The organism is Pseudomonas sp. ARP3 (assembly GCF_001029595.1).
Classification (GTDB): Bacteria; Pseudomonadota; Gammaproteobacteria; order Pseudomonadales; family Pseudomonadaceae; genus Aquipseudomonas; species Aquipseudomonas rhodesiae.
Map to the genome: position 1 here is coordinate 32,532 of NZ_LEKF01000001.1, position 25,694 is coordinate 58,225.

Sequence of the window (25,694 nt, forward strand, 5' to 3'; positions counted from 1 at the left end):
TTGTGATGAATGCACCGCGTACCGCTGTCCCGATCAAGGCTGTGATTTTCGATATGGACGGATTGTTGCTGGACACCGAAGGCATCTACACCGAAGTCACGCAGATCATTGCCGAGCGCTACGGCCGTTCTTATGACTGGGGGATCAAGCAGCACATTATCGGGCGGGGTGCCCAGGACCTGGCCGAGTATGTGGTCAAGGCGCTGGAATTGCCGATCACCCCGGCCGAATTTCTGCGCATCCGCGAACCGTTGATGAGCGAGCGTTTTCCCAAGGCATTGGGCATGCCCGGCGCCGAAGCGCTGGTTCGGCATTTGAAGGCGCACAACATCCCGATTGCCGTGGGCACCAGTTCCTCGCGCAATTCGTTCGGCCACAAGACCACCTTGCACCGCGAGTGGTTTGCGTTGTTCGACACCATCGTTACCGCCGATGACCCGGAAGTCGGTGCCGCTAAGCCCGCGCCGGACATTTTCCTCACCGCCGCACGCCGTCTGGGGGTCGAACCCAAGGATTGCCTGGTGTTCGAAGATTCGCCGTTCGGCGTGACCGCGGCAAAGGCAGCGCAAATGACCGCCATCGCTGTGCCCGATGAAGCCATGGCCGACAGCAAGTACCACCACGCCGACCAGATCATCCGCAAACTCGCGGACTTTGATCTGGCGGCGTATGGCTTACCGCCGATGTCCTGATCACGCACGGCCAAAACAGGGAAGGGGGCTTGCCCCTTCCCTGTTGGCTCAGGCGCTGAAACCACCGTCGATAGTCAGGCTGGCACCGGTGATATATCCGGCCTCTGGCCCCGCCAGATACGCCACAAAACTGGCAATCTCCTCCACATGCCCGTACCGCCCAATGGCCATCAAGCCGACCAAGCTCTCGGCAAAATCGCTGTCGGCTGGGTTCATGTCGGTGTCCACCGGGCCGGGTTGCACGTTGTTGATGGTGATACCGCGTGGCCCCAGGTCCCGTGCCAAACCTTTGGTCAACCCCACCAGCGCGGCCTTGCTCATGGCATACGGTCCGCCGCCGCCGAAGGGCATGCGCTCGGCGTTGGTGCTGCCGATATTGATCACACGGCCGCCTTCGCCCATGTGCTTGGCGGCTTCCTGAGTGGCAATAAATACGCTGCGCACGTTGATCGCCAGGGTCTGGTCGAAGTCCTCCAGCTTGAAGTCTTCCAGCGGCGCAATGGCCAGCACGCCGGCGTTGTTCACCAGGATATCCAGGCGACCGAACGCCTTGACGGTGGCGCTGACGGCGTTGCGGATCGCGGTGGCGTCGGCGCTGTCGGCGTGGATGGCCAAAGCTTGGCCGCCTGCGCTGATCACGCTGTTTTGCAACGCCTCAGCCTTGGTCGCCGAGCTGACGTATGTAAAGGCAACGGCGGCCCCTTGGGCGGCCAGACGCTGGACGATGGCGGCGCCGATGCCGCGGGAACCGCCTTGAATCAAGGCGACTTTGCCGGTCAGGTTTTGTGCAGTCATGTCGATCTCCTGTCTGTTCAAGGCGGTATGCCCTGTTGTTGCAGCCGAGTATCGACCTGCCTCACCCAGGCCGGTAGACCGTGATTGCTATAGTCTGTGTAAACCAAAAGTTTAGGGTGAGGCGGTATGGAAAGCTTTGGCAGTATCGAATGCTTTGTGCGCAGCGCCGAAGGCGGCAGCTTTGCCGAGGCTGCGCGGCACTTGAGCCTGACCCCGGCGGCGGTGGGCAAAAGCGTGGCCAAGCTTGAAGCGCGCCTCGGCGTGCGCCTGTTTCAGCGCAGCACGCGGCGCCTGACCCTCACCGAAGCCGGCAAGCTGTTCCTCGATGAAGTCAGCGCAAGCCTTATCACCATCCAGAACGCCGTGGCCAACCTGGCCAGCGCCGAGGGGCGGCCAGTGGGCACAATCAAGGTGAGCATGGGCACGGTGTTCGGTAATCGTTATGTGATGCCGCTGCTGGGGCAATTCACTGAGCGCTACCCGGATATCAGCCCGGACTGGCACTTCGATAATCGCCAGGTGGACCTGATCGGCCAAGGCTTCGATGCGGCCATCGGTGGTGGCTTCGAACTGCCCCAGGGCGTGGTGGCGCGCAAACTGGCGCCGGCTCATCGGGTGTTGGTGGCGTCGCCGGATTACCTGGCCAAACGCCCGCCGGTGCAGGGGCCCGAAGACCTGGGGCGTTGCTTGGGTATCCTGATCCGCTCGCCGCAAACCGGCCGCGTGCGCACCTGGCAATTGACCGGTCCCGACCGCGAGCAACGCCCCTTGACGCTCAAACCGCGCATGACCTTGAGCGACTCCGAAGCCGCCTGCTGCGCCAGCGCCCAGGGCCTGGGCATTGCGCTGGTGAGCATGCCCATGGCCGTGCCGTTTCTGGACAGTGGCGCGGTGGTACGGGTGCTGCCTGAGTGGTATGTGGACGACGGCAATATTTCCATCTACTACGCCGAGCACAAGCTGCTGCCCGGCAAGACCCGGGCATTTGTGGATTTCATCATCGAGCAGTTTGCCGAGCAGCGCCTGGGGCAGCGCTTTAGCGCGGTTTAATCGAAGCGCGGCCCTAGCGCCCGGACATCCCCGGCCAACCGATCACTTTCTTCGGCCTTGGCGTGGCATAGGTCCTGATCTTCGAGGTCGACAACCCAAGGCGTACCAGCGATTCGGCAATGGTCACGGCCGCCGTTACGCCGTCCACCACCGGCACGCCGGTACGCTGGCGAATCTGCTCATCCAGCCCAGCCATGCCGCCGCAGCCCAGGCAGATCACTTCGGCCTTGTCCTCGTGGATGGCCAGTTCGGCCTGGCGCACGATGGCTTCCATAGCGGCCAACGGGTCTTCTTCCAGTTCCAGCACGGCCATGCCACTGGCGCGTACCGAGGCGCAGCGCGCATAGAGGCCGGCGAGCTTCAGACGGTCTTCGATCAACGGCACGGTGCGATCCAGAGTGGTGACCACCGAGTAGGCATGGCCAAGGAACATCGCGGTGCTGGCGGCCGCTTCGGTGATATCCACCACCGGCACGTCGAGCAACTCCTGCAGGCCTTCGCGCCCATGTTCGCCGTAGCCGGCCTGGATGACCGCATCGAACGGCTGGTCGTATGCCATCACGCGGTCCATCACGGCGATGGCGGCCAGGTAGCTTTCGAAATTGCCTTCCACCGATTCGGCGCCGAAATACGGGGTGAGCCCGACAATCTCAGTGCCCGGTGCGGCCACGGCCCGCGCCTGCTCGGCAATGGTGTCGGTGATGGAAGCGGTGGTGTTGACGTTGACCACGAGGATGCGCATGGGGTGTCCTTGATTAATGACTGACGTTATCGACTGCAATGCTTTCGCCGCTGACATCGGCATAGAAAGGCTGGCGCTTGGCGATCAGCCGGTACAGCAGCCCTGCAATACCGGCGCCAAACAACCAGGAAAAGGGCGAGACACTGGCGAACCCTGGCAGCAGGGCCAGCAGAATGGCGATCACCGCCGCCGGAATAAACGCCGCCACCGCACGCAAATTGACCCCGCGGCTGTAGTAATAAGCGCCTTGCGGGTCTTCGCTGTAGAGCTGCGGTACGTTCACCTGGCTTTTTCGGATCAGCCAGTAATCGACCATGATCACGCCGTACAACGGCCCCAGCAGTGCGCCCAGGCCCGAGAGGAAGTACACGATCACCAGCGGGCTGTTGTAGAGGTTCCACGGCAGGATCAGCACCGCCACGGTGGCGCTGATCAGCCCGGCGCGGCGGAAGTTCAGGTACTTGGGCGCCAGGTTGCTCAGCACAAAGGCCGGCGCCACAAAGTTGGCCATGATATTCACCGCCACGGTCACGATCAGGAACGCCAGGCAACCGAGCACCAGGAACACGGTGTTGGGGATCGCTGCGATGATCTCGGTGGGGCTCTCGATCACGCGCCCATTGAGTTGAAACTGCCCGCCGCACAGCAGCACGGTGATGGCGGCGAACACTAGGATATTTACCGGCAGGCCCCAGAAGTTGCCGACCACGATGGTTTTGCGGCACGGCGAGGAACGGGCGAAGTCGCAGAAGTTGAGGATCAGCGTGCCGTAGATCGCCAGCCACAGTGCGCCGCCGGCAAAGATATTGCGCCACATCTCACCGCCGCTCAGCGGCTCCCGCACCGACCAGGCAATATGGCCGTCCACTTGGAAGTACATCCAACCGGCCAGCGCGGCCATGGTCAGCAAGATCACGGGGCCTGCGAACCCTTCATAGCGCCGCACCATTTCCATGCCGTAGGCCAGGATCACCAGCTGCACGAACCAGATCGCCACGAAACACACCCAGCCCAGGGTCGACAGGCCGAGGATCGAGTTGTGGTCGTAGTCGGCAAAGCCTGGGTGAATCGCCGTAAGCAATACGCGGAAAACCACCGAGGCCAGGTAGGTCTGGATACCGAACCAGGCAATCGCGATCACCGCACGGATCAGCGCTGGGATCTGCGCCCCGTGGATGCCGAAGCTGATGCGGCTGATCACCGGAAACGGCACGCCGGTTTTTTGCCCCATATACCCCGACAGGTTCATAAAGAAGTACACCAGCGCCGCGCCGATCCCCAGGGACAGCAGAATCTGCCAACCGCCCAGGCCCAAGGCGTATAGGCCGATCGCGAATGAATAGTTGGCGATGTTATGCACGTCATTGGTCCACAGCGCAAAGATGCTGTAGCGCCCCCAACGGCGACCTTGCGCCTTGGTCGGCGCCAGGTCCTTGTTATGCAGGCGTGGGCTTAGTACGAGCGGGCCAGGATCTGGGGCCTGGTTATTCAGGGCGGAGGAGGGCAGATCCAGTGCGATGTTATTCGAGAGGCTTGTACGCATTCCGGCAGGCTCCAAGGCATCTGCAGCAACGCCGCGGATGGCAAAGTGTATGTAGGTTTTGTATTTATTGTATACAAAGCACTTTTCAGCTTAAGCCACATGCGTGCCAGTTTTTGGCATATCAAAACTGTAGGTAATTTCGTTTTTAGAGGTGAGGTAAATAACTGGCTGAATTCAAAGCAATATAAATTGACCGTTTGAACAGCTATTTATTTTTCTGTTGAAGAGGGGCTATTCGCCAGTACGCAGGATGATGCGGAGGAGGTGTTACGTTATGGTGCGAATTTATGAGGATTGCACACATAAATGGCACCTATGGTTACAGGTGTGTGTACATCTAGAGGTAAAACTCAAAACAAATGTGGGAGGGGGCTTGCCCCCGATAGCCCAGTGTCAGTCACCACTGAGCTGGCTGATCCACCGTTATCGGGGGCAAGCCCCCTCCCACCTATTTAACTGCGTCAGCCCTTAGGCTTTGCTGATGATATTCCCGGCGTGCAGCCCGCATTCTTTTTGCGTGGCTTCTTCCCACCACCAACGCCCTTCGCGTTCGTGCTGGTTCGGTAGCACCGGGCGGGTGCACGGCTCGCAGCCGATGCTGATAAAACCTCGCTCGTGCAAGCTGTTGTACGGCAGCTCCAGCATGCGGATGTAGCCCCAGATTTCTTCGCTGCTCATCTGCGCCAGCGGGTTGAACTTGTACAAGGTGCGCTCTGGCGTGGAGAACGCTGTGTCGATCTCCATCACCGCTACCTGGCTGCGTGTGCCGGGGCTCTGGTCGCGACGCTGGCCGGTGGCCCAAGCGCTGACACCGGCGAGCTTGCGCCGCAGCGGTTCGATCTTGCGGATGCCGCAGCATTCGCCGTGGCCGTCCTTATAAAAACTGAACAGGCCCTTTTCCTTGACGAAGGGTTCCAGCTTGCTCTGATCCGGCGAGATCAGTTCGATGTCGATCTTGTAGAACTCACGTACCTGCTCGATAAACCGGTAGGTCTCCGGGTGCAGGCGGCCGGTATCGAGGCTGAACACTTTGACGTTCTTGTTCAGCTTCCAGGCCATGTCCACCAGCACCACATCCTCGGCGCCGCTGAAAGAGATCCACAGGTCGTCCCCGAACTGGCTGAATGCCAGTTTGAGGATGTCCTGGGCGGATTTGTTGGCATAGGTCGCGGCGAGTTCAGCGACATCGAAGGCTTGGTTCATCAGCACGGTTCCTGCAGGTCAGTGGCGCTGAGCGCTCTATAGGTGGGCGATGGTATCAAAATCCGCCCTGCGTTGCGGCTTCGGGCTTGAATCGCTAGAGTTCGGCAGGCCTTTTGCTCGCTCAACCAATAACATCCAAATGGAGTGTCTTGTGGAAATTGCCTGTCTTGACCTGGAAGGTGTGCTGGTGCCGGAAATCTGGATCGCCTTCGCCGAAAAAACCGGTATCGAAGCCTTGCGGGCCACCACGCGGGACATTCCCGACTACGACGTGCTGATGAAACAGCGCCTGCGCATCCTTGACGAACACGGCCTGAAGCTTGCCGACATCCAGGCCGTGATCGCCACCCTCAAGCCGCTGGACGGCGCCGTCGAGTTCGTCAACTGGCTGCGCGAGCGCTTCCAGGTGGTGATTCTGTCCGACACCTTCTACGAATTCTCCCAACCGCTGATGCGCCAGCTGGGCTTCCCGACGTTGCTGTGCCACCGCCTCATCACCGACGAGACAGACCGCGTGGTGAGTTACCAACTGCGCCAGAAAGACCCCAAGCGTCAGTCGGTCCTGGCCTTCAAGAGCCTGTACTACCGCGTGATCGCCGCCGGCGATTCCTACAACGACACCAGCATGCTGGGCGAGGCTGACCAGGGGATCTTGTTCCATGCGCCGGACAATGTGATCCGCGAATTCCCGCAGTTTCCGGCGGTGCATACGTTCGAGGCGTTGAAGCAGGAATTTATCAAGGCGTCGAATCGGTCGTTGAGTCTTTAAAGCTTTGCAGCGCGGCTGAAGGCCCAATCGGGGGCAAGCCCCCTCCCACCTGAATGCAGCAGGTCCAGGAGAGAGGGGGCTTGCCCCGATGAACTTTCCAGCACCTACAACCCTTCCAACGTCCGCAACAACACCCGCACCTTGGTCAACGATTCCTGATACTCCGCTTCCCACTGCGAGTCCGCGACGATCCCGCCGCCGCCCCAGCAGCACACTTGCCCGTCCTTGACCAACAGGCTGCGGATGGCAATCGAGCTGTCCATCTCGCCGCGTACGTCCAGGTACATCAGCGAGCCGCAGTACAGGCCGCGCCGGGTCGGTTCCAGTTCGTCGATGATTTGCATCGCGCGGATTTTCGGTGCGCCGGTGATGGAGCCGCCGGGGAAGCTGCCGGCGATCAGGTCCAGGGCGTCCTTGTCGTCGGCGAGGGTGCCGATGACGCTGCTGACCAAGTGATGCACGTTGGGGTAGCTTTCCAGGCTGAACAACTCCGGCACGCTGACCGAGCCGGTGCGGCAGGTACGGCCCAGGTCGTTGCGCAGCAGGTCGACGATCATCAGGTTTTCCGCGCGGTCCTTGGGGCTGCTCAGCAGTTCGGCGGCGTGGGCGGCATCTTCTTCGGGTGTCAGGCCGCGCGGGCGGGTGCCTTTGATCGGGCGGGTTTCGACCCGGCGCGCGCTGATGTGTACGAAACGCTCCGGCGACAGGCTCAGCACCGCGCCGTGGTCGGGCAGGCTCTGGAACCCGGAAAACGGCGTCGGGCAGGCTTCGCGCAGCGCGCAGTAAGCTGCCCAGGGATCGCCGCTGCACGGCGCGCGAAAGCGCTGGGCGAAGTTGACCTGGTAGCAGTCACCGGCCTGGATATAGTCATGGATACGCACGATGGCCTGGCGATAGGCCTCGGCGCTGATGTCCGGTGTCATCGGCCCCTGCAAGGCAAAGGTGGCCGCAGCAGCCTTGGGTAATGAGTTGAACAGCGCGATCAGGCGCTGTCGCTCGCTGTCGGCCAGCGTGGGGTGGAACACCAGTTGGCTGGTCTGCGCCTGGTGATCACTGACCAGCGCCCAGGCGTACAGGCCGAAACGCGCGTCCGGCAGATGCAGATCGTCCACCGCCAGGTGCGGCATTTGCTCCAAATGCCGGCCGAAGTCGTAACTCAGGTAACCGATCAAACCGCCGGCGAACGGCAGCTCATAGTCGACCGGAAGCTCTGCCTTACCCAACAGCGCGAGGTTTTCCCGCAAGCGTTGCAGGAAATCGCTGCCGCTTTCATCAGGCGAAACCGTCAACGTGGCTTGCGGCCAAGCGCTGAGCAGGTCATAGCGGCCGCGGTCCGCAGCCGGGCGGCCGCTGTCGAGCAGTACCGCGCCGGGCGCGTGGCGAATCGCCGCGAAATACTCGGCGGGGTTGGCCCGGTAGGGCAGCGGGTAAACGGTGCAGGTCGACATGCGGGGTGGATCAGCCAGGGCGCGGGGGAGGGGATTGTAGTCCCCCGTAGGATTTGCTCCTAGGGGGGATGTCGGGGATAGACAGATGGAGCGTTCGGATCAGCCTTCCACCGGGGGAATATGCCCGAACATTGCCTGCACGAACTTCACCCGCTCTTCCACGGTTTCTGTCACGCCGGCAGCCTTGAGTTCTTCCAGGCGCGCTTCTACCGCATGGGTGCGCAAGGTCAGGCCACAGTCGTTGGCGATCTGGATGTTCAGCCCCGGCCGCGCGTTCAGCTCCAGGATCAGCGGGCCTTTCTCCTGGTCGAGCACCATGTCGACACCGATATAGCCCAGCCCACACAGTTCGTAGCAGCCCGCTGCGAGCTTCATGAAGCCGTCCCAGTTGGGCAGTTGCACGCCATCCACCGCGTTGGTGGTGTCCGGGTGTTTGGTGATGATGTTGTTCAGCCAGGTGCCACGCAGGGTCAGGCCGGTGGCGAGGTCGACACCCACGCCGATTGCGCCCTGGTGCAGGTTGGCCTTGCCGCCGGACTGCCGGGTCGGCAGCCGTAGCATGGCCATTACCGGGTAACCCATCAGCACGATGATGCGGATATCCGGCACGCCTTCATAGCTGATGCTCTTGAAGATCTGGTCGGGCACCACGCGGTATTCGATCAGCGCGCGGTCGCGGTGGCCGCCCAGGGAGTACAGGCCGGTAAGAATGCTGGAAATCTGATGTTCGATTTCCTCGTGGCTGATGATCTTGCCGGACACCGTGCGGTAGCGCCCTTCAAAGCGGTCGGCCACCACCAGGATGCCGTCACCACCGGCGCCCTGGGCCGGCTTGATTACAAAATCGCTACGCCCGCCGATGATCTCGTCGAGCTTGTCGATTTCCTTCTCGGTGGAGATCACCCCGTACATTTCCGGCACATGAATGCCAGCCGCCAGCGCCCGTTCCTTGGTGATGATCTTGTCATCCACGATGGGGTACAGGCTGCGCTTGTTGTACTTGAGCACGTAGTCGGCGTTACGCCGGTTGATGCCCATGATCCCCCGCGCCTCCAGGGCCTTCCAGGTCTTCCAGAAGCCGAACATTACGAGTCAGCCTTGAGGAAGGCCTTGAACCGCACCAGTTCGGTCAGGCGGTAGCCGCGATAACGACCCATGGCCAGCATGAAGCCCACCAGGATCAGCAGGATCGCCGGGAAGGTAAATACGAAGTAGATCAGCTCCGGCACGCTCATGATGATGTGCGCAAGGGATGCGGCAAACAGCGTACCGATCGCCACTTTCATTGCATGGCTGGCGCCGCGTTCTTCCCAGGTGATCGACAGACGCTCAATGGTCATGGTCAGGATCACCATCGGGAACAGCGCCACCGACAAGCCGCGCTCCAGGCCCAGCTTGTGGCTGAACAGACTGATCGCAGCGATCAACACCACCACGAACGTCAGCACCACCGACAAGCGCGGCAACATCTGCAGTTTCAAGTGTTCCAGGTACGAACGCAGGGACAGCCCCAGCGCCGTGATGATGGTGAACAGCACAATCCCGAAGCCCAGCTGTGTTTCGCGGAACGCCAGGGCGATTAGCACCGGGGTGAAGGTGCCCAGGGTCTGCAGGCCGATCAGGTTGCGCAGGATCAGGATCACCAGCACGCCGATCGGGATCATCACCATGATCATAAAGGTCTGCTGGGTCTGCAGCGGCAGGCCGTACAGCGAGTATTCGAGGAAATTGGCGTCGGTGTTCTCGTCGGTCAGCTTGGCCAGGCGAATGGCGTTCATTTCGCTGTTGTTGAGGCTGAAGGTGACCATGGCTTTCTTGCCGCCATCGACGGTGATCAGGTTTTCATCGCCGGTCCACCACAGCAGGCGGTCGGCGGGCAGGCCCTGTTCGCCGGTTTCCGGGTTGAAGTACAGCCAGTCGTTGCCGTTGAAGCTGCGCAGCCACAGTTCCGGGGTTTGCGGCTGGTCGGCGACCAGGCGGATGGTATGGACCTTTTCCACCGGCACATGGGCGATGGACAGCAACAGTTCGACGATCTTGGCCTTGTGCGGCGTGGACGGGTCGCCAGCCAGCAGCAGTTTCACATTGTCGTCGTTGAGGTTGTTGGTGCGCTTGATGGCTTCGGTGATAAAGGTCTCGACGTCGGCCGAGTGCTGGCGGATCGGCGCCAGCAGGGCTTCGGCGGCGATTTTCTCCGGGCCTTCCACGGCGATGCTGTCACGGAAGGTCGGGCCTTTGATCTTGGTTTTTTCGCCGCTGTAACGCTTGGTCAGCACCAAACGGTAGTAGAGGGTCTGGTTGCCCTTGGCCCGGCGCGCCGACCAGGTGACCTTGCGGTTGCCGTCGATGCGGTTGACGCTGACCCCGTAGTTATTGGAGATGAAACTCTCGTTGAGGCTGACGAAGTCGCGGCTCAGGGGCGGCACGAACATCTGGATCTTGACCGGGTCCTTGGGGCTGGCCACGAACTCTACCTTGGCGTCGATGTTCCACAGGTCGTCCGTGGCGTCTTCTGTCACGGGGATGCCCAGCACGAAGATTTGGTAGGCGGTGACCGAAATGCCCAGCACCACCAAAAGGGTGATGAGGATTTTCAGGTGCAGGGTCAGAGAGCGCATTCGGGTTACTCGGCGGTATGAGCGTCGGCGGCGCAGGCGGGTTTGCCTGCTGCATATTTAAGACTGGGATCGACCAGCGCATCAAAGCGTTTGAGTGCTTCGGAGCCGATCAGCAGCGGGTATTGGAAAGCGCTGCGGTCAGTCAAGTTCACTTCGATGCTGCGTAAAGCGGTGCCCATGCAGATATCCAGGGCAATCACCGGGCGGGCGGTGTAGTTCTTGTCCTCATCGGGGTCGTAGTCACCGGCGCGGCGCTTGATTTTGCTGACCCGGGCCAGGGGGCGTTCGATGGGGTGGGAGTGGGCGGTGTCGATCGCCAGGTAGAAGCGCACCCAAGACTCACCGTTGCGCTTGAAGCGTTTGATATCGCGGGCGCTGAGGGAGGCGGTCTTGGCGCCGGTGTCCAGTTTGGCGGCGACTTCCAGGTCGATGCCGGCCAGTTGGGCGTATTCGTTGAGGCCATACACAGTCTTCTCGGCGGCAGCGCCAAGGCTTGGGATGGCCAGCAGGCAAAACAATAGGGGGAGGGGCTTGAGTGTCATAGATCCTGAGGCAGTGCAGTGCGATGTTCATTCATGGCGACTGGCATGACTGCGCAATCTCTGGTACGCCCTTTCATCAAAAGACGTCAGGCAAAGGCGGCGGGCATTCTAGCATGATGCTTTTCTGACGCCAGCGCTGGCAGCCGGCCATGTTGTGCGCAATCGCAGGGAGGTTATTAGACGATTGTCGACAATGTGCATTTATTCTTTGACTAGCAGCGGTCTATTGGCTAGTTTTTGCCGCATTGGTTTTAAAGGTGTCGACAATATGCGGGTTCAAGCAGAGCTTCCGACGGTGGCGTCGGACGACTCCCAAACAATGTCGGAGAACGTCTTTCGGCGTATCCAGGCCGCCATCGTCAAAGGTGAGATCGCCCCCGGCAGCAAGATCTCCGAGCCGGAACTGGCGCGCACCTATGGCATCAGCCGCGGCCCGCTACGTGAAGCGATCCATCGCCTGGAAGGCCAGCGCCTGCTGGTGCGGGTGCCCCATGTAGGCGCGCGAGTGGTTTCGCTCAGCCATGCCGAGCTGATCGAGCTGTACGAAATCCGCGAATCCCTGGAAGGCATGGCCTGTCGCCTGGCGGCCGAGCGCATGACCGACGCCGAGATCGAAGAGTTGCGCCAGGTGCTGCATACCCATGAGCGGGATGCGGCGTTCCAGGCCGGTGTCGGCTATTACCAGCAGGAAGGCGACTTCGATTTCCATTACCGCATCATTCAAGGCGCGGGCAACCGTACCCTGACCCAGATGCTCTGCGGCGAGCTGTACCAATTGGTGCGCATGTACCGCATCCAGTTTTCCGCCACGCCTAACCGTCCACGCCAGGCGTTTGCCGAGCACCATCGCATTCTGGATGCGATTGCCGACCGCGACGGCGAACTGGCCGAATTATTGATGCGCCGGCATATCGGCGCCTCCAAGCGCAATATCGCCCGTCATTTCCCCGACGGCGCCACCCAGACAGCCACTCAGCGAGGTGAGTCATGAGTTCCAACAATAACAGCACGCCAGGCCAGCGTTTCCGTGATGCGGTGGCCAGTGAGCACCCCTTGCAGGTGGTCGGCACGATCAACGCCAACCATGCGCTGCTGGCCAAGCGCGCGGGGTTCAAGGCCATCTACCTGTCGGGCGGCGGGGTGGCCGCCGGCTCCCTGGGCGTGCCGGACCTGGGCATCACCGGCCTGGATGACGTGCTGACCGACGTGCGCCGCATCACCGACGTGTGTGATTTGCCGCTGCTGGTGGACGTGGACACCGGTTTCGGCTCCTCGGCGTTCAACGTGGCGCGCACCGTCAAGTCGATGATCAAGTTCGGCGCGGCCGCCATCCATATCGAAGACCAGGTTGGGGCCAAGCGCTGCGGCCATCGTCCAAACAAAGAAATCGTGTCCCAGCAGGAAATGGTCGACCGCATCAAGGCTGCCGTGGATGCGCGCACCGATGACAGCTTCGTGATCATGGCGCGCACCGATGCCTTGGCCGTCGAGGGCCTGGAGTCCGCTCTGGAGCGTGCCGCAGCGTGCATCGAAGCCGGCGCTGATATGGTGTTCCCGGAAGCAATCACCGAGCTTGAGATGTACAAACTGTTCGCCGCGCGGGTGAAAGCGCCGATCCTGGCCAATATCACCGAATTCGGCGCGACCCCGCTGTACACCACCGAACAGTTGAAATCTGCGGATGTTTCCCTGGTGCTGTACCCGCTCTCGGCCTTCCGTGCCATGAACAAGGCCGCCGAAAACGTGTACACCGCGATCCGTCGCGACGGCACTCAACAGAATGTGATCGACACCATGCAAACCCGCATGGAGCTTTACGATCGCATCGACTACCACACCTTCGAGCAGAAGCTCGACGCGCTGTTCGCCGCCAAGAAATAAGCGCAGCGCCTCCCAGATAACTACAAAATTGGAGAAGAACCATGGCTGAAGCAAAAGTATTGAGTGGCGCCGGCCTGCGTGGTCAGGTGGCCGGGCAGACTGCACTGTCCACCGTGGGCCAGGCCGGTGCCGGCTTGACCTATCGCGGCTACGACGTGCGTGAACTGGCCGCCGACGCGCAATTCGAAGAGGTCGCCTACCTGCTGCTGTACGGCGAGCTGCCGAGCAAAACCGAATTGGCGGCCTACAGTGCCAAGCTGAGCAAATTGCGCGACCTGCCTCAGGCGCTCAAAGAAGTGCTCGAACGCATACCCGCCGACGCCCATCCGATGGATGTGATGCGCACCGGTTGCTCGTTCCTGGGCAATATCGAGCCGGAAAAAGACTTCAGCGCCCAGCGCGATGTCACCGACCGCCTGCTCGCTGCCTTCCCGGCGATCATGTGCTACTGGTACCGCTTCAGCCACGACGGCCAGCGCATCGACTGCGTGAGCGACGAGCCGAGTATCGGCGGCCACTTCCTGCACCTGCTGCACGGCAAGACGCCGAGCGAGTTGCACGTCAAAGTGATGAACGTGTCGTTGATCCTCTACGCCGAGCATGAATTCAACGCCTCGACCTTCACCGCGCGGGTCTGTGCCTCGACCCTGTCCGACCTGTATTCCTGCGTCACCGCCGCCATCGGTTCCCTGCGCGGCCCGCTGCACGGCGGCGCCAACGAAGCGGCGATGGAAATGATCGAGCGCTTCGCCTCGGCCGAAGAAGCGGTGGAAGGCACCCTTGGCATGCTGGCGCGCAAAGACAAGATCATGGGGTTCGGCCACGCGATCTACAAAGACAGCGACCCGCGTAACGAAGTGATCAAGGGCTGGGCGAAAAAACTCGCCGATGAAGTGGGCGACACCGTGCTGTTCCCGGTGTCCGAAGCCATCGACAAGACCATGTGGGAGCAGAAGAAACTGTTCCCCAACGCCGACTTCTACCATGCCTCGGCGTACCACTTCATGGGCATCCCGACCAAGCTGTTCACGCCGATCTTCGTGTGCTCGCGCCTGACCGGCTGGGCCGCCCATGCGTTCGAACAACGTGCCAACAACCGCATCATCCGTCCGAGCGCCGAGTACATCGGCGTCGAGCAGCGCAAGTTCGTGCCAATCGAACGTCGCTGAATGGGAACACCGACGATCTCGAAGTAGAAACCGGACCCAGTGTGGGAGGGGCAAGCCCCTTCCACATTGAAGTCGCATTTCAATTTTGGATCGGCGCAGGTCTTCCTTTTGCAATCACCGTGACCGAGTCCTGACCGATGAACACTGAATTTCGCAAACCGCTCCCCGGCAGTCGCCTGGATTACTTCGATGCCCGTGCGGCGGTCGATGCCATTCGTCCCGGTGCCTATGCCACGCTGCCTTATACCTCTCGTGTGCTTGCCGAGAACCTGGTGCGTCGCTGCGACCCCGCCACCCTCAACGCCTCCCTGAGCCAACTGATCGAGCGCAAGCGCGACCTGGACTTTCCGTGGTTCCCGGCACGTGTTGTGTGCCATGACATTCTCGGTCAGACCGCCCTGGTGGACCTCGCCGGCCTGCGCGATGCCATCGCCCAACAAGGCGGCGACCCGGCGCAGGTCAATCCGGTGGTGCCGACTCAGTTGATCGTCGACCACTCCCTGGCCGTCGAAGCGGGCGGTGCCGATCCGCAGGCTTTTGAGAAAAACCGCGCCATCGAAGACCGTCGCAACGAAGACCGTTTCCACTTTATCGAGTGGACCAAGAAGGCGTTCAAGAACGTCGACGTGATCCCACCGGGCAACGGCATCATGCACCAGATCAACCTGGAGAAAATGTCTCCGGTGATCCAGGTGCGCGACGGGGTGGCGTTCCCCGATACCTGCGTCGGCACCGACAGCCATACCCCCCATGTGGATGCCCTGGGCGTGATCGCCATCGGCGTCGGCGGCCTGGAAGCCGAGAGCGTGATGCTCGGCCGCGCCTCATGGATGCGCCTGCCGGAAAGCGTGGGCGTGGAGCTGACTGGCAAGCTGCAACCGGGCATCACCGCCACCGATATGGTGCTGGCATTGACCGAGTTCCTGCGCCAACAGAAAGTGGTTGGCGCCTGGCTGGAATTTTTCGGTGAGGGCGCGTCCAAACTGACCCTCGGCGACCGCGCGACCATCTCCAACATGGCTCCGGAGTACGGCGCCACCGCGGCGATGTTCTACATCGATCAACAGACCATCGCTTACCTCAAACTCACCGGGCGTGAAGACCAACAGGTCGCGCTGGTCGAGCAGTACGCGCGTCACACCGGGTTGTGGGCCGACGATCTCAAGGGCGCGCAATACGAGCGCGGCCTGACCTTCGACCTCTCCAGCGTGGTGCGCAATATGGCCGGCCCGAGCAACCCCCACGCTCGCGTCGCCACCCGCGACCTAGCCTCCAAAGGCATCAGCGGCCAATGGGACGAAGTGCCCGGTCAAATGCCCGACGGCGCCGTGATCATTGCCGCCATCACCAGTTGCACCAACACCAGCAACCCGCGCAACGTGATCGCCGCCGGCTTGTTGGCGCGCAATGCCAACAAACTGGGGCTGACACGCAAGCCGTGGGTCAAATCGTCCCTGGCACCGGGTTCGAAAACCGTGGCCATGTACTTGGAAGAAGCCGGCCTGGGCCATGAACTGGAAAAACTCGGTTTTGGCGTGGTGGCGTTTGCCTGCACTACCTGCAATGGCATGTCCGGCGCGCTCGACCCGGTGATCCAGCAGGAAATCATCGACCGCGACCTGTACGCCACCGCCGTGCTGTCGGGCAACCGCAACTTCGATGGGCGTATTCACCCGTACGCCAAGCAGGCGTTCCTCGCGTCGCCGCCGTTGGTGGTGGCCTACGCGATTGCTGGCACCATCCGTTTCGATATCGAAAAGGACGTGCTCGGCCACGACGCCCATGGCAAGGAAATCCGCCTGCAGGACATCTGGCCAAGCGATGAGGAAATCGACGCAGTGGTTCAGGCGTCGGTCAAGCCGGAGCAGTTCCGCGCCGTGTATATCCCGATGTTCGCGGTGCACGAGGACACCGGCCCGAAAGTCGCGCCGCTGTACGACTGGCGCCCGCAAAGTACCTATATCCGCCGTCCGCCGTACTGGGAGGGCGCGCTGGCCGGGGCGCGGCCGCTCAAGGGCATGCGCCCGCTGGCGGTGCTGCCGGACAACATCACCACTGATCACCTTTCGCCTTCCAACGCGATCATGCTCGACAGCGCCGCCGGTGAGTACCTGGCGAAAATGGGCTTGCCGGAAGTGGACTTCAACTCCTACGCCACGCACCGTGGCGACCACCTGACCGCGCAGCGCGCCACTTTCGCCAACCCGAAACTGTTCAACGAAATGGTCGTCGAGAACGGCAAGGTCAAGCAGGGCTCCCTGGCGCGCATCGAACCGGAAGGCAAGGTCACGCGGATGTGGGAAGCCATCGAAACCTACATGGAGCGCAAGCAGCCGTTGATCATCATCGCCGGCGCCGATTACGGTCAGGGCTCGTCCCGTGACTGGGCGGCCAAGGGCGTGCGTCTGGCCGGTGTGGAAGCGATTGCCGCCGAAGGCTTCGAGCGTATTCACCGCACCAACCTGGTGGGCATGGGCGTGTTGCCGCTGGAGTTCCTGCCGGGCACCAACCGCCATACCTTGCAGATCGACGGCAGCGAAACCTATGACGTGGTCGGCGCCCGCACCCCGCGCGCGCAATTGACCCTGGTGATCAATCGCAAGAATGGCGAACGTGTCGAAGTGCCGGTGACCTGCCGCCTGGACACTGCCGAAGAAGTGTCGATCTACGAAGCGGGCGGCGTGTTGCAACGTTTTGCCCAGGACTTCCTGGAATCGGCGGCGACCGCCTGAAGAGGATGAACATGGCACACGCACCGCAAATCAAAATCCCCGCCACCTATATGCGTGGCGGCACCAGCAAGGGCGTTTTTTTCAGCCTCCAGGACCTGCCCGCGTCGGCGCAGGTGCCGGGGGCCGCACGCGACGCCTTGTTGCTGCGGGTGATCGGCAGCCCCGACCCCTATGACAAACAGATCGACGGCATGGGCGGCGCCACGTCGAGCACCAGCAAAACCGTGATCCTGGCCAAAAGCACTCGCCCCGAGCACGACGTGGACTATCTGTTCGGTCAGGTCTCCATCGACAAGCCATTCGTGGACTGGAGCGGTAACTGCGGCAATCTGTCGGCGGCGGTGGGCTCGTTCGCCATCAGCGCCGGCCTGGTGGACCCGGCCCGCGTGCCGCGAGATGGCGTGGCCGTGGTGCGCATCTGGCAGGCCAATATCGGCAAAACCATCATTGCCCATGTGCCGATCACCGACGGCGCGGTCCAGGAAACCGGCGACTTCGAGTTGGACGGCGTGACCTTCCCGGCCGCCGAAGTGCAGTTGGAATTCATGGACCCGGCGGCGGAAGAAGAGGGCGGCGGCGGCTCGATGTTCCCCACCGGCAACCTGGTGGACGAGCTGGAGGTGCCGGGTGTGGGCACGTTCAAGGCCACGCTGATCAACGCCGGTATCCCGACGATTTTTATCAACGCCGAAGACCTCGGCTACACCGGCACCGAACTGCAAGGCGCGATCAACAGCGACCCCAAGGCCCTGGCGATGTTCGAGACCGTGCGCGCCCATGGCGCTTTGCGTATGGGCTTGATCAAGCATCTGGACGAAGCCGCCCAGCGTCAGCACACGCCGAAGGTCGCGTTTGTGGCCAAACCCGCCGATTACGTGGCGTCCAGCGGCAAGGCGATCAAGGCCGGCGATGTGGATTTGCTGGTGCGCGCCCTGTCCATGGGCAAGTTGCACCACGCCATGATGGGCACCGCGGCGGTAGCGATCGGCACTGCGGCGGCAATCTCCGGGACGCTGGTCAACCTGGCGGCCGGGGGTGTCGAGCGCAACGCCGTGCGTTTCGGGCATCCGTCCGGCACCTTGCGCGTTGGCGCCGAGGCCACTCAAGTGAACGGTGAATGGGTGGTGAAGAAAGCCATCATGAGCCGCAGTGCGCGGGTGTTGATGGAAGGTTTCGTACGCATCCCCGGCGACGCTTTCTAAGCCCGGCACCCATCCTCTGTGGGAGGCGGCAAGCCCCTCCCACAGCCATAAGCAGGCACTCAGACCTGCGAAGCGATCAACCCTGACCCTGAGGACGGAGCAACCCCTAACCCACTGTGGAGAACTGCCATGAGCGCCAATGTCGACCAGAATAATCGTCCTGACTATGACCAGGTCTTGCAGGACATCGCCGATTACGTCCTCACCTACCGCATCGAGTCGCAAACCGCGCTGGACACCGCACGCTACTGCCTGATGGACACCCTCGGCTGCGGCCTGCTGGCCTTGCGTTTTCCGGAATGCACCAAGCATCTGGGGCCGATGGTGGAAGGTACGGTGGTGCCGTTCGGCGCGCGGGTGCCGGGTACTTCCTATCGACTGGACCCGGTCAAGGCGGCCTGGGACATCGGCTGCAGCGTGCGCTGGCTCGACTACAACGACACCTGGCTGGCCGCCGAATGGGGCCACCCCTCGGATAACCTGGGCGCCATCCTCGCCGTGGCCGATCACCTGTCGCAAAAGCGCGTGGCCAATGGCGATGCGCCGCTGACGGTACGTGCGGTGCTGGAAGCGATGATCATGGCCCATGAAATCCAGGGCGTAATTGCCCTGGAAAATTCGTTCAACCGTGTCGGCCTCGACCATGTGCTGCTGGTGAAAGTCGCCTCCACCGCCGTCAGCGCCAAACTGATGGGGGCCAATCGCGAGCAGTTGCTGTCGGCGCTGTCCCACGGGTTTGTCGATGGGCAGGCACTGCGCACTTATCGCCATGCGCCGAATGCCGGTTCGCGCAAATCCTGGGCGGCGGGGGATGCTTCCAGCCGCGGCGTGCGCCTGGCGGACATCGCGCTGCGCGGCGAAATGGGCATCCCCGGGGTGTTGAGCGCGCCGCAATGGGGCTTCTATGACGTGCTGTTCAGCCACACCAACCAGGACTTGGCCCTCAAGCCCGAAGACAAGCGGGCGTTCAGCCTGAGTCAGCCTTATGGCACTTACGTGATGGAAAACGTGCTGTTCAAGATCAGCTTCCCCGCCGAGTTTCACGCGCAGACCGCTTGCGAAGCGGCGGTGACGTTACATCCGCAGGTCAAGAACCGTCTGCACGAGATCGAACGCATCGTGATCACCACCCACGAGTCGGCGATTCGCATCATTTCCAAGGTCGGCCCACTGGCCAACGCCGCCGACCGCGATCACTGCTTGCAATACATGACCGCCGTGCCCTTGGCGTTTGGCAACCTGGTGGCCGAGCACTACGAAGATGCGTTCCACGCTGCGCACCCGATCATCGACGAGCTGCGCGACAAGATGGTCATCGTCGAAGACCCGCGCTATAGCCGCGAATACCTGGAGGCCGACAAGCGTTCGATTGCCAATGCGGTGCAGGTGTTCTTCACCGATGGCAGCTGCACCGAAGAGGTAGTGGTGGAGTATCCGATTGGTCATCGTCGCCGTCGGGTACAGGGCATTCCGTTGCTGGAAGACAAGTTCAAGGCCAACCTAGCCACGCGGTTCAGCGCGCAGCGCAGTGCCGAAATTTTTGCGTTGTGTAACGACCAGGCACGGCTTGAGGCGACGCCGGTGAACCGGTTTGTGGACGCATGGGTGATCTGACGGTGACTTTCGAGGCATAGCGAAGACGCTCTTTGAGAGTCATGTTTCCTACTTATGAGGAACCGTTTTCAGGTAGCTGCCAATCAGGTAGTCAGACGGCCCGCCACCGGGCCGTCTTGGATAACTTCTTGAACCTGAGAGATGCCTCATGACCAGTGTAAACACTCAACAGTACGCGCCTTATCACGCAAACTACGAAATGCCTCCTAAGCCATCGTCCGATCGGAATGAGGGCAATGCCGAAGTGCAGGAATCGCCAAGCAGCCATTCCCCTTCAGCGTCACCCCGGCATTCGATGTCGACGCAACAACGCGGGCAGTTTTCTGCACATCGTGGCATCGTCAACTCGACTGCAGCGGCCACACAAGCTGATCCCGCCGCACTGGCGCAGCTGTCTAAAGAAAACCAAGAACTGCGTGCAAAGCTAGAACAAATGAGGACTGAGTTCTCGCCGCAAATTATCAAACTTAGCCAGCAACTGAATAATCTCCAGGAACAATTCGGCAAAAGCGGGGCGCCTGTACAAGAAGGTTCGCCATCGACGCCAGACGCTAGTAGCGGTTCCCGGAGCAGCGCACCGTCTGAAGTAGCAGCCCGGTCGGAAAACCCACCGGTGTCAGAGCAACAGACGCCGCAGAGTTTTCAGCAGCTGACGCTCGAAAATAAGCAACTGAAGGAAGCGGTTGTGCGCATGCAAACTCAATTCGAAGCGATCGTCACGAAGTTTCAAGAGCAAATACAAGCGTTGGCTGAGAGGCTGCACGAGGGCGGGGCTCCATCCAATCAGGTTGCTCCTCAAGGCTCGGACGCTCGGGGCACGACCCCCTCGGATCCTTCCGCGGTCGATGATACGCCAGACACGAATAACGCAGCTCCGTCCACTCAGGCAGCCAACGACACACCGTCCGAGAATCCCGGCGTCAATGATTACCTGCGTGAAAACCAGCAACTTCGTGCCCGTATAGAACAGATGTCCGTTCAGTACGGCAAGGTGCTCGAACATCTGCAGCGGCAAGTAGAGGAGCTCACTAATCTCCTAAAAGCCAAAGCAGCAAAATCTTAAGGCAACAATCAGGTCGATAGAGAGGAGGTCTATCCACCCCTCTATTGACCGCCACCTATGGGGCGTTTCATTCGAACCGCAAAATCACCCGGCGGTTGTGCTTGCTCTTCTTCTCGATCTTCTCGCAGAACACCCGCCCAATTTCCTCGGTGTTGAGCACATGGGTGCCGCCGCAAGGCTGGATATCGATACCGGCAATTTCAATAACTCGCACCGAGCCCTGCATCACCGGCGGTGCGACGGCCTGAGTACGGGTGATCTGCAATAAAGTGCTGTATTCCGACGCGGGCATCGACAGGGTGTTGACCGGGTGCGCCTGTTCGATCAGGGCATTGAGGTCGCGGGTGAGGGTGTCTTTGTCGAGGGTCATTTCCGGCAGGTCGAAATCCAGGCGGCCTTTGTCGGCGCTGATGCTGCATCCGGTCACTGGCGCATCGATAAGCGAGCACAGCAGGTGCAAGCAAGTGTGCATCTTCATGTGCTGGTAGCGCCGCTCCCAGTCCAGGCCGGCATCCACCTGCACGCCGGCGGTCAACTGTTCGGGCCGCTGCTCGACCTGGTGCCAGATAATCGAACGCAAGGCCGGGTCGCGCACGGTGCCGATCACTTCCACCCGGGTGCCGTCCGGCAAGGTGAAGTGCCCGGTGTCGCCTGGTTGGCCGCCACCGGTGGGGTAGAACAAGGTGTGCTCCAGCGCGATTCCGTGTTCGCTGACCGCAATCACCCGGGCGCTGAAGGCGTTCTGATAGGGCGCGCTGTCGAACAGCGCCAGGGTTTCCATGGTATGCACGGACATGTTCATCCTCCGACGATCAGTGGGCTGGCTTGCAATAGATGACGCACCATTGCACTCAAGCCAGGGGGAGAGAGCAGGGTGATCTCGAATTCCGGCCCGCAAACCTTGAGGTTCAGCGGCAGGCGCGGCAGGTGGCTGGCGGGTTCTACGCGGTGCAGACGAAACTGCAGGTGATGGCGCTCCTTGACGGTGGGCTCCAGCATCAATCCCGGCAGCGGGTGGAAATCGGCATCGAGCACGGTGACCTTGTGGCTCGTATTGATCTCGCCGACCACATGCAGGCGCTCGTCCAAGGCGAACGCACCGAGGTACTTGCTGTTGTCCGACTCATCGTGCTTTTGCAGCTGGATCTGGTTGACCACCTTGACCTTGGTGCCGGCCGGCACGTCCTGGGTAATCACACAGGACGGGCTGATAAACACGTTGTCGCCGATCAGCACATAGCCGAGCACGCGGGCCCCGGAGCCGACCTCGACGTTGTTGCCCAGGCGCGGATGGCGCTTGCCGTCGGGGTTGTTGGCAATGCCCCGGGCACCCAGGGTGACGCCGCAGAGGATGTAGCAGTCGTTGCCGATCTCGCAGGTTTCGCCAATCACCGTGCCGTAGCCGTGGTCCAGCACAAAACGCCGGCCGATACGGGCCGCCGGGTGAATTTCGGCACCTGAGAGCACCTTGCCCTGGTTGCTCAGTTTGAGGGCGATGCGCGAGAACATGCCGTTGGGGGTGTCGGGAAAATTCCACACCAGATGGGCCAGGCGGTAGTACAGCACCGCTTTGAACGACGCATAGGACTCCAGAATCAGCTCGCCCCGCCCACGGGATGCCGGGTCGCGATAGGCATAGGCGATCAAATCCTCGGCAATCGCTTGGGCGGCGTTCTGGATCAGCGGCGCCAGATGCGGCTCCAATTGCTTCATCTGCGCGGGCGTCAGGGTCTTGATGAGATGGGTGAGCAACTCATCGTGCAGGTGTTGCATGTCGATAAAGCCGCCCATGGAGGCATCCCCGCATTCTGGAGGGTTGGAAAACCGGTTAGTCGAAACTGGGCAGGTAGCTGTCGGCATTGTCGTAGACCATGGTCAGCACCACCGTTTCGGGCGGTAATTCGGGAGCGAGCCTGGCGATGGCCACCATATTGGCGGCAGATGACAGGCCCAGGCTGATGGCATCGGTGCGCATGATGCGTTTCATCATGTCCTTGCAGTCCTGGTGCGACACCTTGAGCATGCCGTCGATCACATCCACGTTGAGGATGCTGGGGATCAGCCCGATCGACAGACCCTGGATATGGTGCGGTGCGTGTTGGTTTTTCAGCAGGTCGCATTCTTCCGGCTCCACGCCCATCACACGGATGGCGGGCCAGGCGGTCTTCAGGGTTTCGCCGATACCGGTGATATGCCCGCCGGTGCCGATGCCGCTGACGAAGTAGTCCACATGGCGGTCGCCGAAGGCGCGGATGATTTCCCGTGCGGTGGTGTCGCGGTGGGTTTGCGGGTTGGCGCCGTTGCGCTGCTGGTTGAGCATCACGTAGCTGGGGTTTTCCAGCTGTAATTCCATGCACTTTTCGCCATGGGAGTTGTTCCCGAGACGGCTGTCCGACAGCACCACTTTGGCCCCGTAAAGGCGCAGTAATTTTTGTTTTTCCGGGCTGTAATTGTCGGGAATCACCAGCACCACCTTATAGCCGAGCACGTTGCCGGCCATGACCAGGCCGATGCCGGTGTTGCCGCCGCTGGGCTCGATGATGGTTTGCCCGGAGTCCCGGATCAGCACGCCTCGGCGCTCGGCATCGAGGATCATGCCCAGGGCGATGCGCGCCTTGTGACTGCCGCCGGGGTTGAGGGATTCCAGCTTGGCGTAGACCTCGATGCCGAGGTCTTCGGAAAATTGCGCCAGACGCACGATGGGCGTCTGGCCGATGGCGTCGAGAATAGAGTTATGCAGCATGAGGTAGGAACCCATGGCCGGTGGTCAGTACAAAGGCATGTCGGGTTCGACGTCGCGAACCCAGTGCTTCATGCCGCCTTGCAGGACTTTGGTGTTGGCAAAGCCCGCCGCCAGCAACGTGCTGGCGGCCTGCTCGGCGCGGGTGCCGGCATAGCAGATCAGGTAATGGGTGTTGTCGCGGCTGAGGCGATCCAGCTGCCCATCCAGCTCCGCCAGGGGGATATGCACCACTCCCGGCAACTTGCATACCTCCAGTTCACTGGCGTCGCGTACATCCAGCAGTACGTCGGCGCTGCTGGGGTGTTCGATGACCTGTTTGAGCCCTTGGGGCTTGATGTAGCGTTCCTCGGCCAGTGAAGGTGCGCGCGGCATGGCATCGGCGCACACGGCCGGCGCTATTGCTTGGCTGTGACGCAGGTCCGAACAGCACGGGCAGTCGGCGCGGCGCTTGAAGCGGATCTCGCTGAATTTCATCGCCAGGGCGTCGAAGCGCATCAACCGGCCGGACAATGGTTCACCAATGCCGATCAACAGTTTGATGGCCTCGGTGGCCTGGATCATTCCGACCACTCCCGGCAGCACACCGATGACACCGCCGGCGCTGCAATTGGGCGCCAGTTCGGCGGGCGGTGGGCTGGGGAACAGGCAGCGGTAGCACGGCCCGCCCTGGTAGTTGAGCACGCTGATCTGCCCGTCGAAACGGTAGATCGCGCCGTATACCAAGGGCTTGCCCAACTGTACGCACGCGTCGTTGACCAGGTAGCGGGTGTCGAAGTTATCGGTGCCGTCGATCACCAGGTCATAGGCGCCCACCAGGTCCAGGGCGTTGTCGGCATTCAGGGCGGTGTCGTGGGCATTGATCCGGATATGCCGGTTGAGGTCCAGCAAGCGCTGTTTGGCTGATTCGACCTTCGGCAGGCCGAGAGTGCTGTTGCCGTGGACGATCTGGCGTTGCAGGTTGCTGCTTTCCACCACGTCGAAGTCCACCAGCCCCAGGGTGCCCACGCCGGCCGCCGCGAGGTACAGGCTGATGGGCGAGCCGAGGCCGCCGGTGCCGATGATCAGCACCTTGGCTTTCTTGAGGTTCAACTGACCTTCGCGACCCACGCCGGGGAGCGTGATGTGGCGCACGTAGCGCTGTACTTCTTCGTTGCTCAGGGTGTCCACGTCCATCCCACCGGACGTGGCGAGCAGCACTTCGATGCTGGCTTTTTCCGGCAGCGGGTCGTCGGCGCTGATCAGCTCTTGCTCGGCGGTAAACAGGAAGTGTTCCTTGAGCTGGTTGTTCTTTTCGTGGAACAGATGCGGACGCAGTTGCGGGTGGCTGCTGCAGAGGTTTTCAATGACTTCGCGCAATGTCGATCCGGTGCCCTCAAGGGTCGATTCCGGCAGCTTGGCCACGCGGACCAGAATGTCGGGGAAAGAGACAGCGTTCATGGACAACTCCGTGTGCAGGTCGTTGAAAGGGTTAAGAGCGAACTGTTTGCCATCCCAGGCAAACAGCTTGGAACCCAGGGCCTGGCCCTGGCGAACATCGACCACCAGGTAGCTGACCGGGTAGATCGGTTCGCCCATGAACAGTGCCTTGTCCTGGTCTTCGTCGCTGAAATAGGCGCCGACATCCGGGTGTGAGTGGTAGATCACTACCACCGGGTTGTCGCTGCGAAACGCCTTGTTCATCAGCAGGGTGTCGGCTACCGAGAAGGTGTAGCCATTGGCCGCGCTGCGCGGGTACATCTCGGGGTTTTTGCGGTGCAGCTCATTCTGGATATTGCTGCCCTGGTACACACTGCCGTCGGCGAAGACGAAGCCACAGCATTCCTCTGGATAGGTGCGGCTGGCGTGGGTGTAGATCTGTTCCAGGGCGTCGGGGCGGAGCACGTCCATG

General features: G+C 61.5%; 22 protein-coding genes. 10 read left to right on the forward strand and 12 right to left on the reverse strand.

What is annotated here, in order from left to right:
* Window positions 1-5: 5 nt before the first annotated feature.
* Entirely contained in the window at window positions 6-692 is a 687-nt protein-coding gene (locus tag ABX75_RS00170) for an HAD-IA family hydrolase (RefSeq protein ID WP_034099744.1), read from the forward strand.
* Window positions 693-740: 48 nt separating this feature from the next.
* On the opposite strand, the gene ABX75_RS00175 is transcribed toward ABX75_RS00170, so the two are convergent.
* Complete coding sequence (locus ABX75_RS00175; protein ID WP_047881268.1) at window positions 741-1,487, reverse strand: 3-oxoacyl-ACP reductase family protein; 747 nt, start codon at window positions 1,485-1,487, stop codon at window positions 741-743.
* A 126-nt stretch (window positions 1,488-1,613) separates the two neighbouring features.
* Between ABX75_RS00175 and ABX75_RS00180 the strand changes: the two genes are divergently transcribed.
* Window positions 1,614-2,537, forward strand: a complete 924-nt coding sequence (locus ABX75_RS00180; RefSeq protein ID WP_047881269.1) for a LysR family transcriptional regulator — start codon at window positions 1,614-1,616, stop codon at window positions 2,535-2,537.
* A gap of 13 nt (window positions 2,538-2,550) precedes the next feature.
* On the opposite strand, the gene ABX75_RS00185 is transcribed toward ABX75_RS00180, so the two are convergent.
* The 3 genes from ABX75_RS00185 to ABX75_RS00195 form a co-directional block, all read right to left on the reverse strand.
* Entirely contained in the window at window positions 2,551-3,279 is a 729-nt protein-coding gene (locus tag ABX75_RS00185) for an aspartate/glutamate racemase family protein (protein ID WP_034114839.1), read from the reverse strand.
* A gap of 13 nt (window positions 3,280-3,292) precedes the next feature.
* Window positions 3,293-4,822 carry an NCS1 family nucleobase:cation symporter-1 gene (locus tag ABX75_RS00190; RefSeq protein ID WP_047881270.1) on the reverse strand — a complete coding sequence of 510 codons (1,530 nt, stop codon included), beginning with the start codon at window positions 4,820-4,822 and terminating at the stop codon, window positions 3,293-3,295.
* A 468-nt stretch (window positions 4,823-5,290) separates the two neighbouring features.
* On the reverse strand, window positions 5,291-6,025 hold the full coding sequence (locus ABX75_RS00195; protein ID WP_034099739.1) for a phosphoadenylyl-sulfate reductase: 735 nt from the start codon (window positions 6,023-6,025) through the stop codon (window positions 5,291-5,293).
* Window positions 6,026-6,176: 151 nt separating this feature from the next.
* Here ABX75_RS00195 and thrH point away from each other — a divergent pair, with 151 nt between their 5' ends.
* Window positions 6,177-6,794 (forward strand): bifunctional phosphoserine phosphatase/homoserine phosphotransferase ThrH, encoded by a 618-nt coding sequence (thrH, locus tag ABX75_RS00200; protein WP_034114837.1) that lies wholly within the window; start codon window positions 6,177-6,179, stop codon window positions 6,792-6,794.
* A gap of 104 nt (window positions 6,795-6,898) precedes the next feature.
* Here thrH and pabB read toward each other — a convergent pair whose 3' ends face one another.
* The 4 genes from pabB to ABX75_RS00220 all read right to left on the reverse strand — a co-directional run bounded on the left by pabB (window position 6,899) and on the right by ABX75_RS00220 (window position 11,402).
* Window positions 6,899-8,242 carry an aminodeoxychorismate synthase component I gene (gene pabB / locus ABX75_RS00205; RefSeq protein WP_047881271.1) on the reverse strand — a complete coding sequence of 448 codons (1,344 nt, stop codon included), beginning with the start codon at window positions 8,240-8,242 and terminating at the stop codon, window positions 6,899-6,901.
* 99 nt (window positions 8,243-8,341) lie between these two features.
* Window positions 8,342-9,328, reverse strand: coding sequence for an alpha-L-glutamate ligase-like protein (locus ABX75_RS00210; protein WP_034099736.1), 987 nt, complete (start codon window positions 9,326-9,328; stop codon window positions 8,342-8,344).
* Entirely contained in the window at window positions 9,328-10,860 is a 1,533-nt protein-coding gene (locus ABX75_RS00215; RefSeq protein ID WP_034099735.1) for an inactive transglutaminase family protein, read from the reverse strand. Before ABX75_RS00215 ends, ABX75_RS00210 begins: the two co-directional genes overlap by 1 nt.
* Window positions 10,861-10,865: 5 nt before the next feature.
* Complete coding sequence (locus tag ABX75_RS00220) at window positions 10,866-11,402, reverse strand: ATP-dependent zinc protease (RefSeq protein ID WP_034099734.1); 537 nt, start codon at window positions 11,400-11,402, stop codon at window positions 10,866-10,868.
* 268 nt (window positions 11,403-11,670) lie between these two features.
* Here ABX75_RS00220 and ABX75_RS00225 point away from each other — a divergent pair, with 268 nt between their 5' ends.
* The 7 genes from ABX75_RS00225 (at window position 11,671) to ABX75_RS00255 (ending at window position 21,063) form a co-directional block, all read left to right on the forward strand.
* Window positions 11,671-12,393, forward strand: a complete 723-nt coding sequence (locus ABX75_RS00225; protein ID WP_034099733.1) for a GntR family transcriptional regulator — start codon at window positions 11,671-11,673, stop codon at window positions 12,391-12,393.
* Complete coding sequence (gene prpB, locus ABX75_RS00230; protein ID WP_034099732.1) at window positions 12,390-13,283, forward strand: methylisocitrate lyase; 894 nt, start codon at window positions 12,390-12,392, stop codon at window positions 13,281-13,283. The genes ABX75_RS00225 and prpB overlap by 4 nt, the downstream gene beginning before the upstream one ends.
* Before the next feature lie 41 nt (window positions 13,284-13,324).
* Window positions 13,325-14,452 (forward strand): 2-methylcitrate synthase, encoded by a 1,128-nt coding sequence (gene prpC / locus ABX75_RS00235; protein ID WP_047881272.1) that lies wholly within the window; start codon window positions 13,325-13,327, stop codon window positions 14,450-14,452.
* Window positions 14,453-14,589: 137 nt separating this feature from the next.
* On the forward strand, window positions 14,590-17,184 hold the full coding sequence (acnD, locus tag ABX75_RS00240) for a Fe/S-dependent 2-methylisocitrate dehydratase AcnD (protein WP_034099730.1): 2,595 nt from the start codon (window positions 14,590-14,592) through the stop codon (window positions 17,182-17,184).
* Between the two features lie 11 nt (window positions 17,185-17,195).
* Complete coding sequence (gene prpF / locus ABX75_RS00245; RefSeq protein WP_034099868.1) at window positions 17,196-18,386, forward strand: 2-methylaconitate cis-trans isomerase PrpF; 1,191 nt, start codon at window positions 17,196-17,198, stop codon at window positions 18,384-18,386.
* A gap of 129 nt (window positions 18,387-18,515) precedes the next feature.
* The gene (gene prpD, locus ABX75_RS00250) at window positions 18,516-20,000 is read left to right on the forward strand and encodes a 2-methylcitrate dehydratase (protein WP_034099729.1); all 1,485 of its coding nucleotides are present in this window, start codon (window positions 18,516-18,518) and stop codon (window positions 19,998-20,000) included.
* Window positions 20,001-20,148: 148 nt separating this feature from the next.
* A complete protein-coding gene (locus ABX75_RS00255; protein ID WP_144419284.1) occupies window positions 20,149-21,063 on the forward strand; it encodes a hypothetical protein in 915 nt (304 codons plus the stop codon).
* Window positions 21,064-21,130: 67 nt separating this feature from the next.
* Here the strand turns inward: ABX75_RS00255 and ABX75_RS00260 are convergent, their stop codons facing one another.
* From ABX75_RS00260 to moeB, 4 genes are read right to left on the reverse strand one after another with little or no spacing between them, the layout of a single operon-like run.
* Window positions 21,131-21,859 (reverse strand): alanyl-tRNA editing protein, encoded by a 729-nt coding sequence (locus tag ABX75_RS00260; protein ID WP_034099727.1) that lies wholly within the window; start codon window positions 21,857-21,859, stop codon window positions 21,131-21,133.
* Between the two features lie 2 nt (window positions 21,860-21,861).
* Window positions 21,862-22,854, reverse strand: coding sequence for a serine O-acetyltransferase (locus ABX75_RS00265; protein ID WP_034099726.1), 993 nt, complete (start codon window positions 22,852-22,854; stop codon window positions 21,862-21,864).
* A 37-nt stretch (window positions 22,855-22,891) separates the two neighbouring features.
* Window positions 22,892-23,806, reverse strand: a complete 915-nt coding sequence (locus ABX75_RS00270) for a PLP-dependent cysteine synthase family protein (protein ID WP_034099867.1) — start codon at window positions 23,804-23,806, stop codon at window positions 22,892-22,894.
* A 24-nt stretch (window positions 23,807-23,830) separates the two neighbouring features.
* Entirely contained in the window at window positions 23,831-25,693 is a 1,863-nt protein-coding gene (moeB, locus tag ABX75_RS00275) for a molybdopterin-synthase adenylyltransferase MoeB (RefSeq protein ID WP_034099725.1), read from the reverse strand.
* Window position 25,694 lies beyond the last annotated feature (1 nt).

What these genes read in the sequence shown, in the direction of transcription:
- ABX75_RS00170 (WP_034099744.1), top strand. Translation starts at nt 6, where the DNA reads ATGAATGCACCGCGTACCGCTGTCCCGATCAAGGCTGTGATTTTCGAT.
- ABX75_RS00175 (WP_047881268.1), bottom strand. Translation starts at nt 1,487, where the DNA reads ATGACTGCACAAAACCTGACCGGCAAAGTCGCCTTGATTCAAGGCGGT.
- ABX75_RS00180 (WP_047881269.1), top strand. Translation starts at nt 1,614, where the DNA reads ATGGAAAGCTTTGGCAGTATCGAATGCTTTGTGCGCAGCGCCGAAGGC.
- ABX75_RS00185 (WP_034114839.1), bottom strand. Translation starts at nt 3,279, where the DNA reads ATGCGCATCCTCGTGGTCAACGTCAACACCACCGCTTCCATCACCGAC.
- ABX75_RS00190 (WP_047881270.1), bottom strand. Translation starts at nt 4,822, where the DNA reads ATGCGTACAAGCCTCTCGAATAACATCGCACTGGATCTGCCCTCCTCC.
- ABX75_RS00195 (WP_034099739.1), bottom strand. Translation starts at nt 6,025, where the DNA reads ATGAACCAAGCCTTCGATGTCGCTGAACTCGCCGCGACCTATGCCAAC.
- pabB (WP_047881271.1), bottom strand. Translation starts at nt 8,242, where the DNA reads ATGTCGACCTGCACCGTTTACCCGCTGCCCTACCGGGCCAACCCCGCC.
- ABX75_RS00210 (WP_034099736.1), bottom strand. Translation starts at nt 9,328, where the DNA reads ATGTTCGGCTTCTGGAAGACCTGGAAGGCCCTGGAGGCGCGGGGGATC.
- ABX75_RS00215 (WP_034099735.1), bottom strand. Translation starts at nt 10,860, where the DNA reads ATGCGCTCTCTGACCCTGCACCTGAAAATCCTCATCACCCTTTTGGTG.
- ABX75_RS00220 (WP_034099734.1), bottom strand. Translation starts at nt 11,402, where the DNA reads ATGACACTCAAGCCCCTCCCCCTATTGTTTTGCCTGCTGGCCATCCCA.
- ABX75_RS00225 (WP_034099733.1), top strand. Translation starts at nt 11,671, where the DNA reads ATGCGGGTTCAAGCAGAGCTTCCGACGGTGGCGTCGGACGACTCCCAA.
- prpB (WP_034099732.1), top strand. Translation starts at nt 12,390, where the DNA reads ATGAGTTCCAACAATAACAGCACGCCAGGCCAGCGTTTCCGTGATGCG.
- prpC (WP_047881272.1), top strand. Translation starts at nt 13,325, where the DNA reads ATGGCTGAAGCAAAAGTATTGAGTGGCGCCGGCCTGCGTGGTCAGGTG.
- acnD (WP_034099730.1), top strand. Translation starts at nt 14,590, where the DNA reads ATGAACACTGAATTTCGCAAACCGCTCCCCGGCAGTCGCCTGGATTAC.
- prpF (WP_034099868.1), top strand. Translation starts at nt 17,196, where the DNA reads ATGGCACACGCACCGCAAATCAAAATCCCCGCCACCTATATGCGTGGC.
- prpD (WP_034099729.1), top strand. Translation starts at nt 18,516, where the DNA reads ATGAGCGCCAATGTCGACCAGAATAATCGTCCTGACTATGACCAGGTC.
- ABX75_RS00255 (WP_144419284.1), top strand. Translation starts at nt 20,149, where the DNA reads ATGACCAGTGTAAACACTCAACAGTACGCGCCTTATCACGCAAACTAC.
- ABX75_RS00260 (WP_034099727.1), bottom strand. Translation starts at nt 21,859, where the DNA reads ATGTCCGTGCATACCATGGAAACCCTGGCGCTGTTCGACAGCGCGCCC.
- ABX75_RS00265 (WP_034099726.1), bottom strand. Translation starts at nt 22,854, where the DNA reads ATGGGCGGCTTTATCGACATGCAACACCTGCACGATGAGTTGCTCACC.
- ABX75_RS00270 (WP_034099867.1), bottom strand. Translation starts at nt 23,806, where the DNA reads ATGCTGCATAACTCTATTCTCGACGCCATCGGCCAGACGCCCATCGTG.
- moeB (WP_034099725.1), bottom strand. Translation starts at nt 25,693, where the DNA reads ATGGACGTGCTCCGCCCCGACGCCCTGGAACAGATCTACACCCACGCC.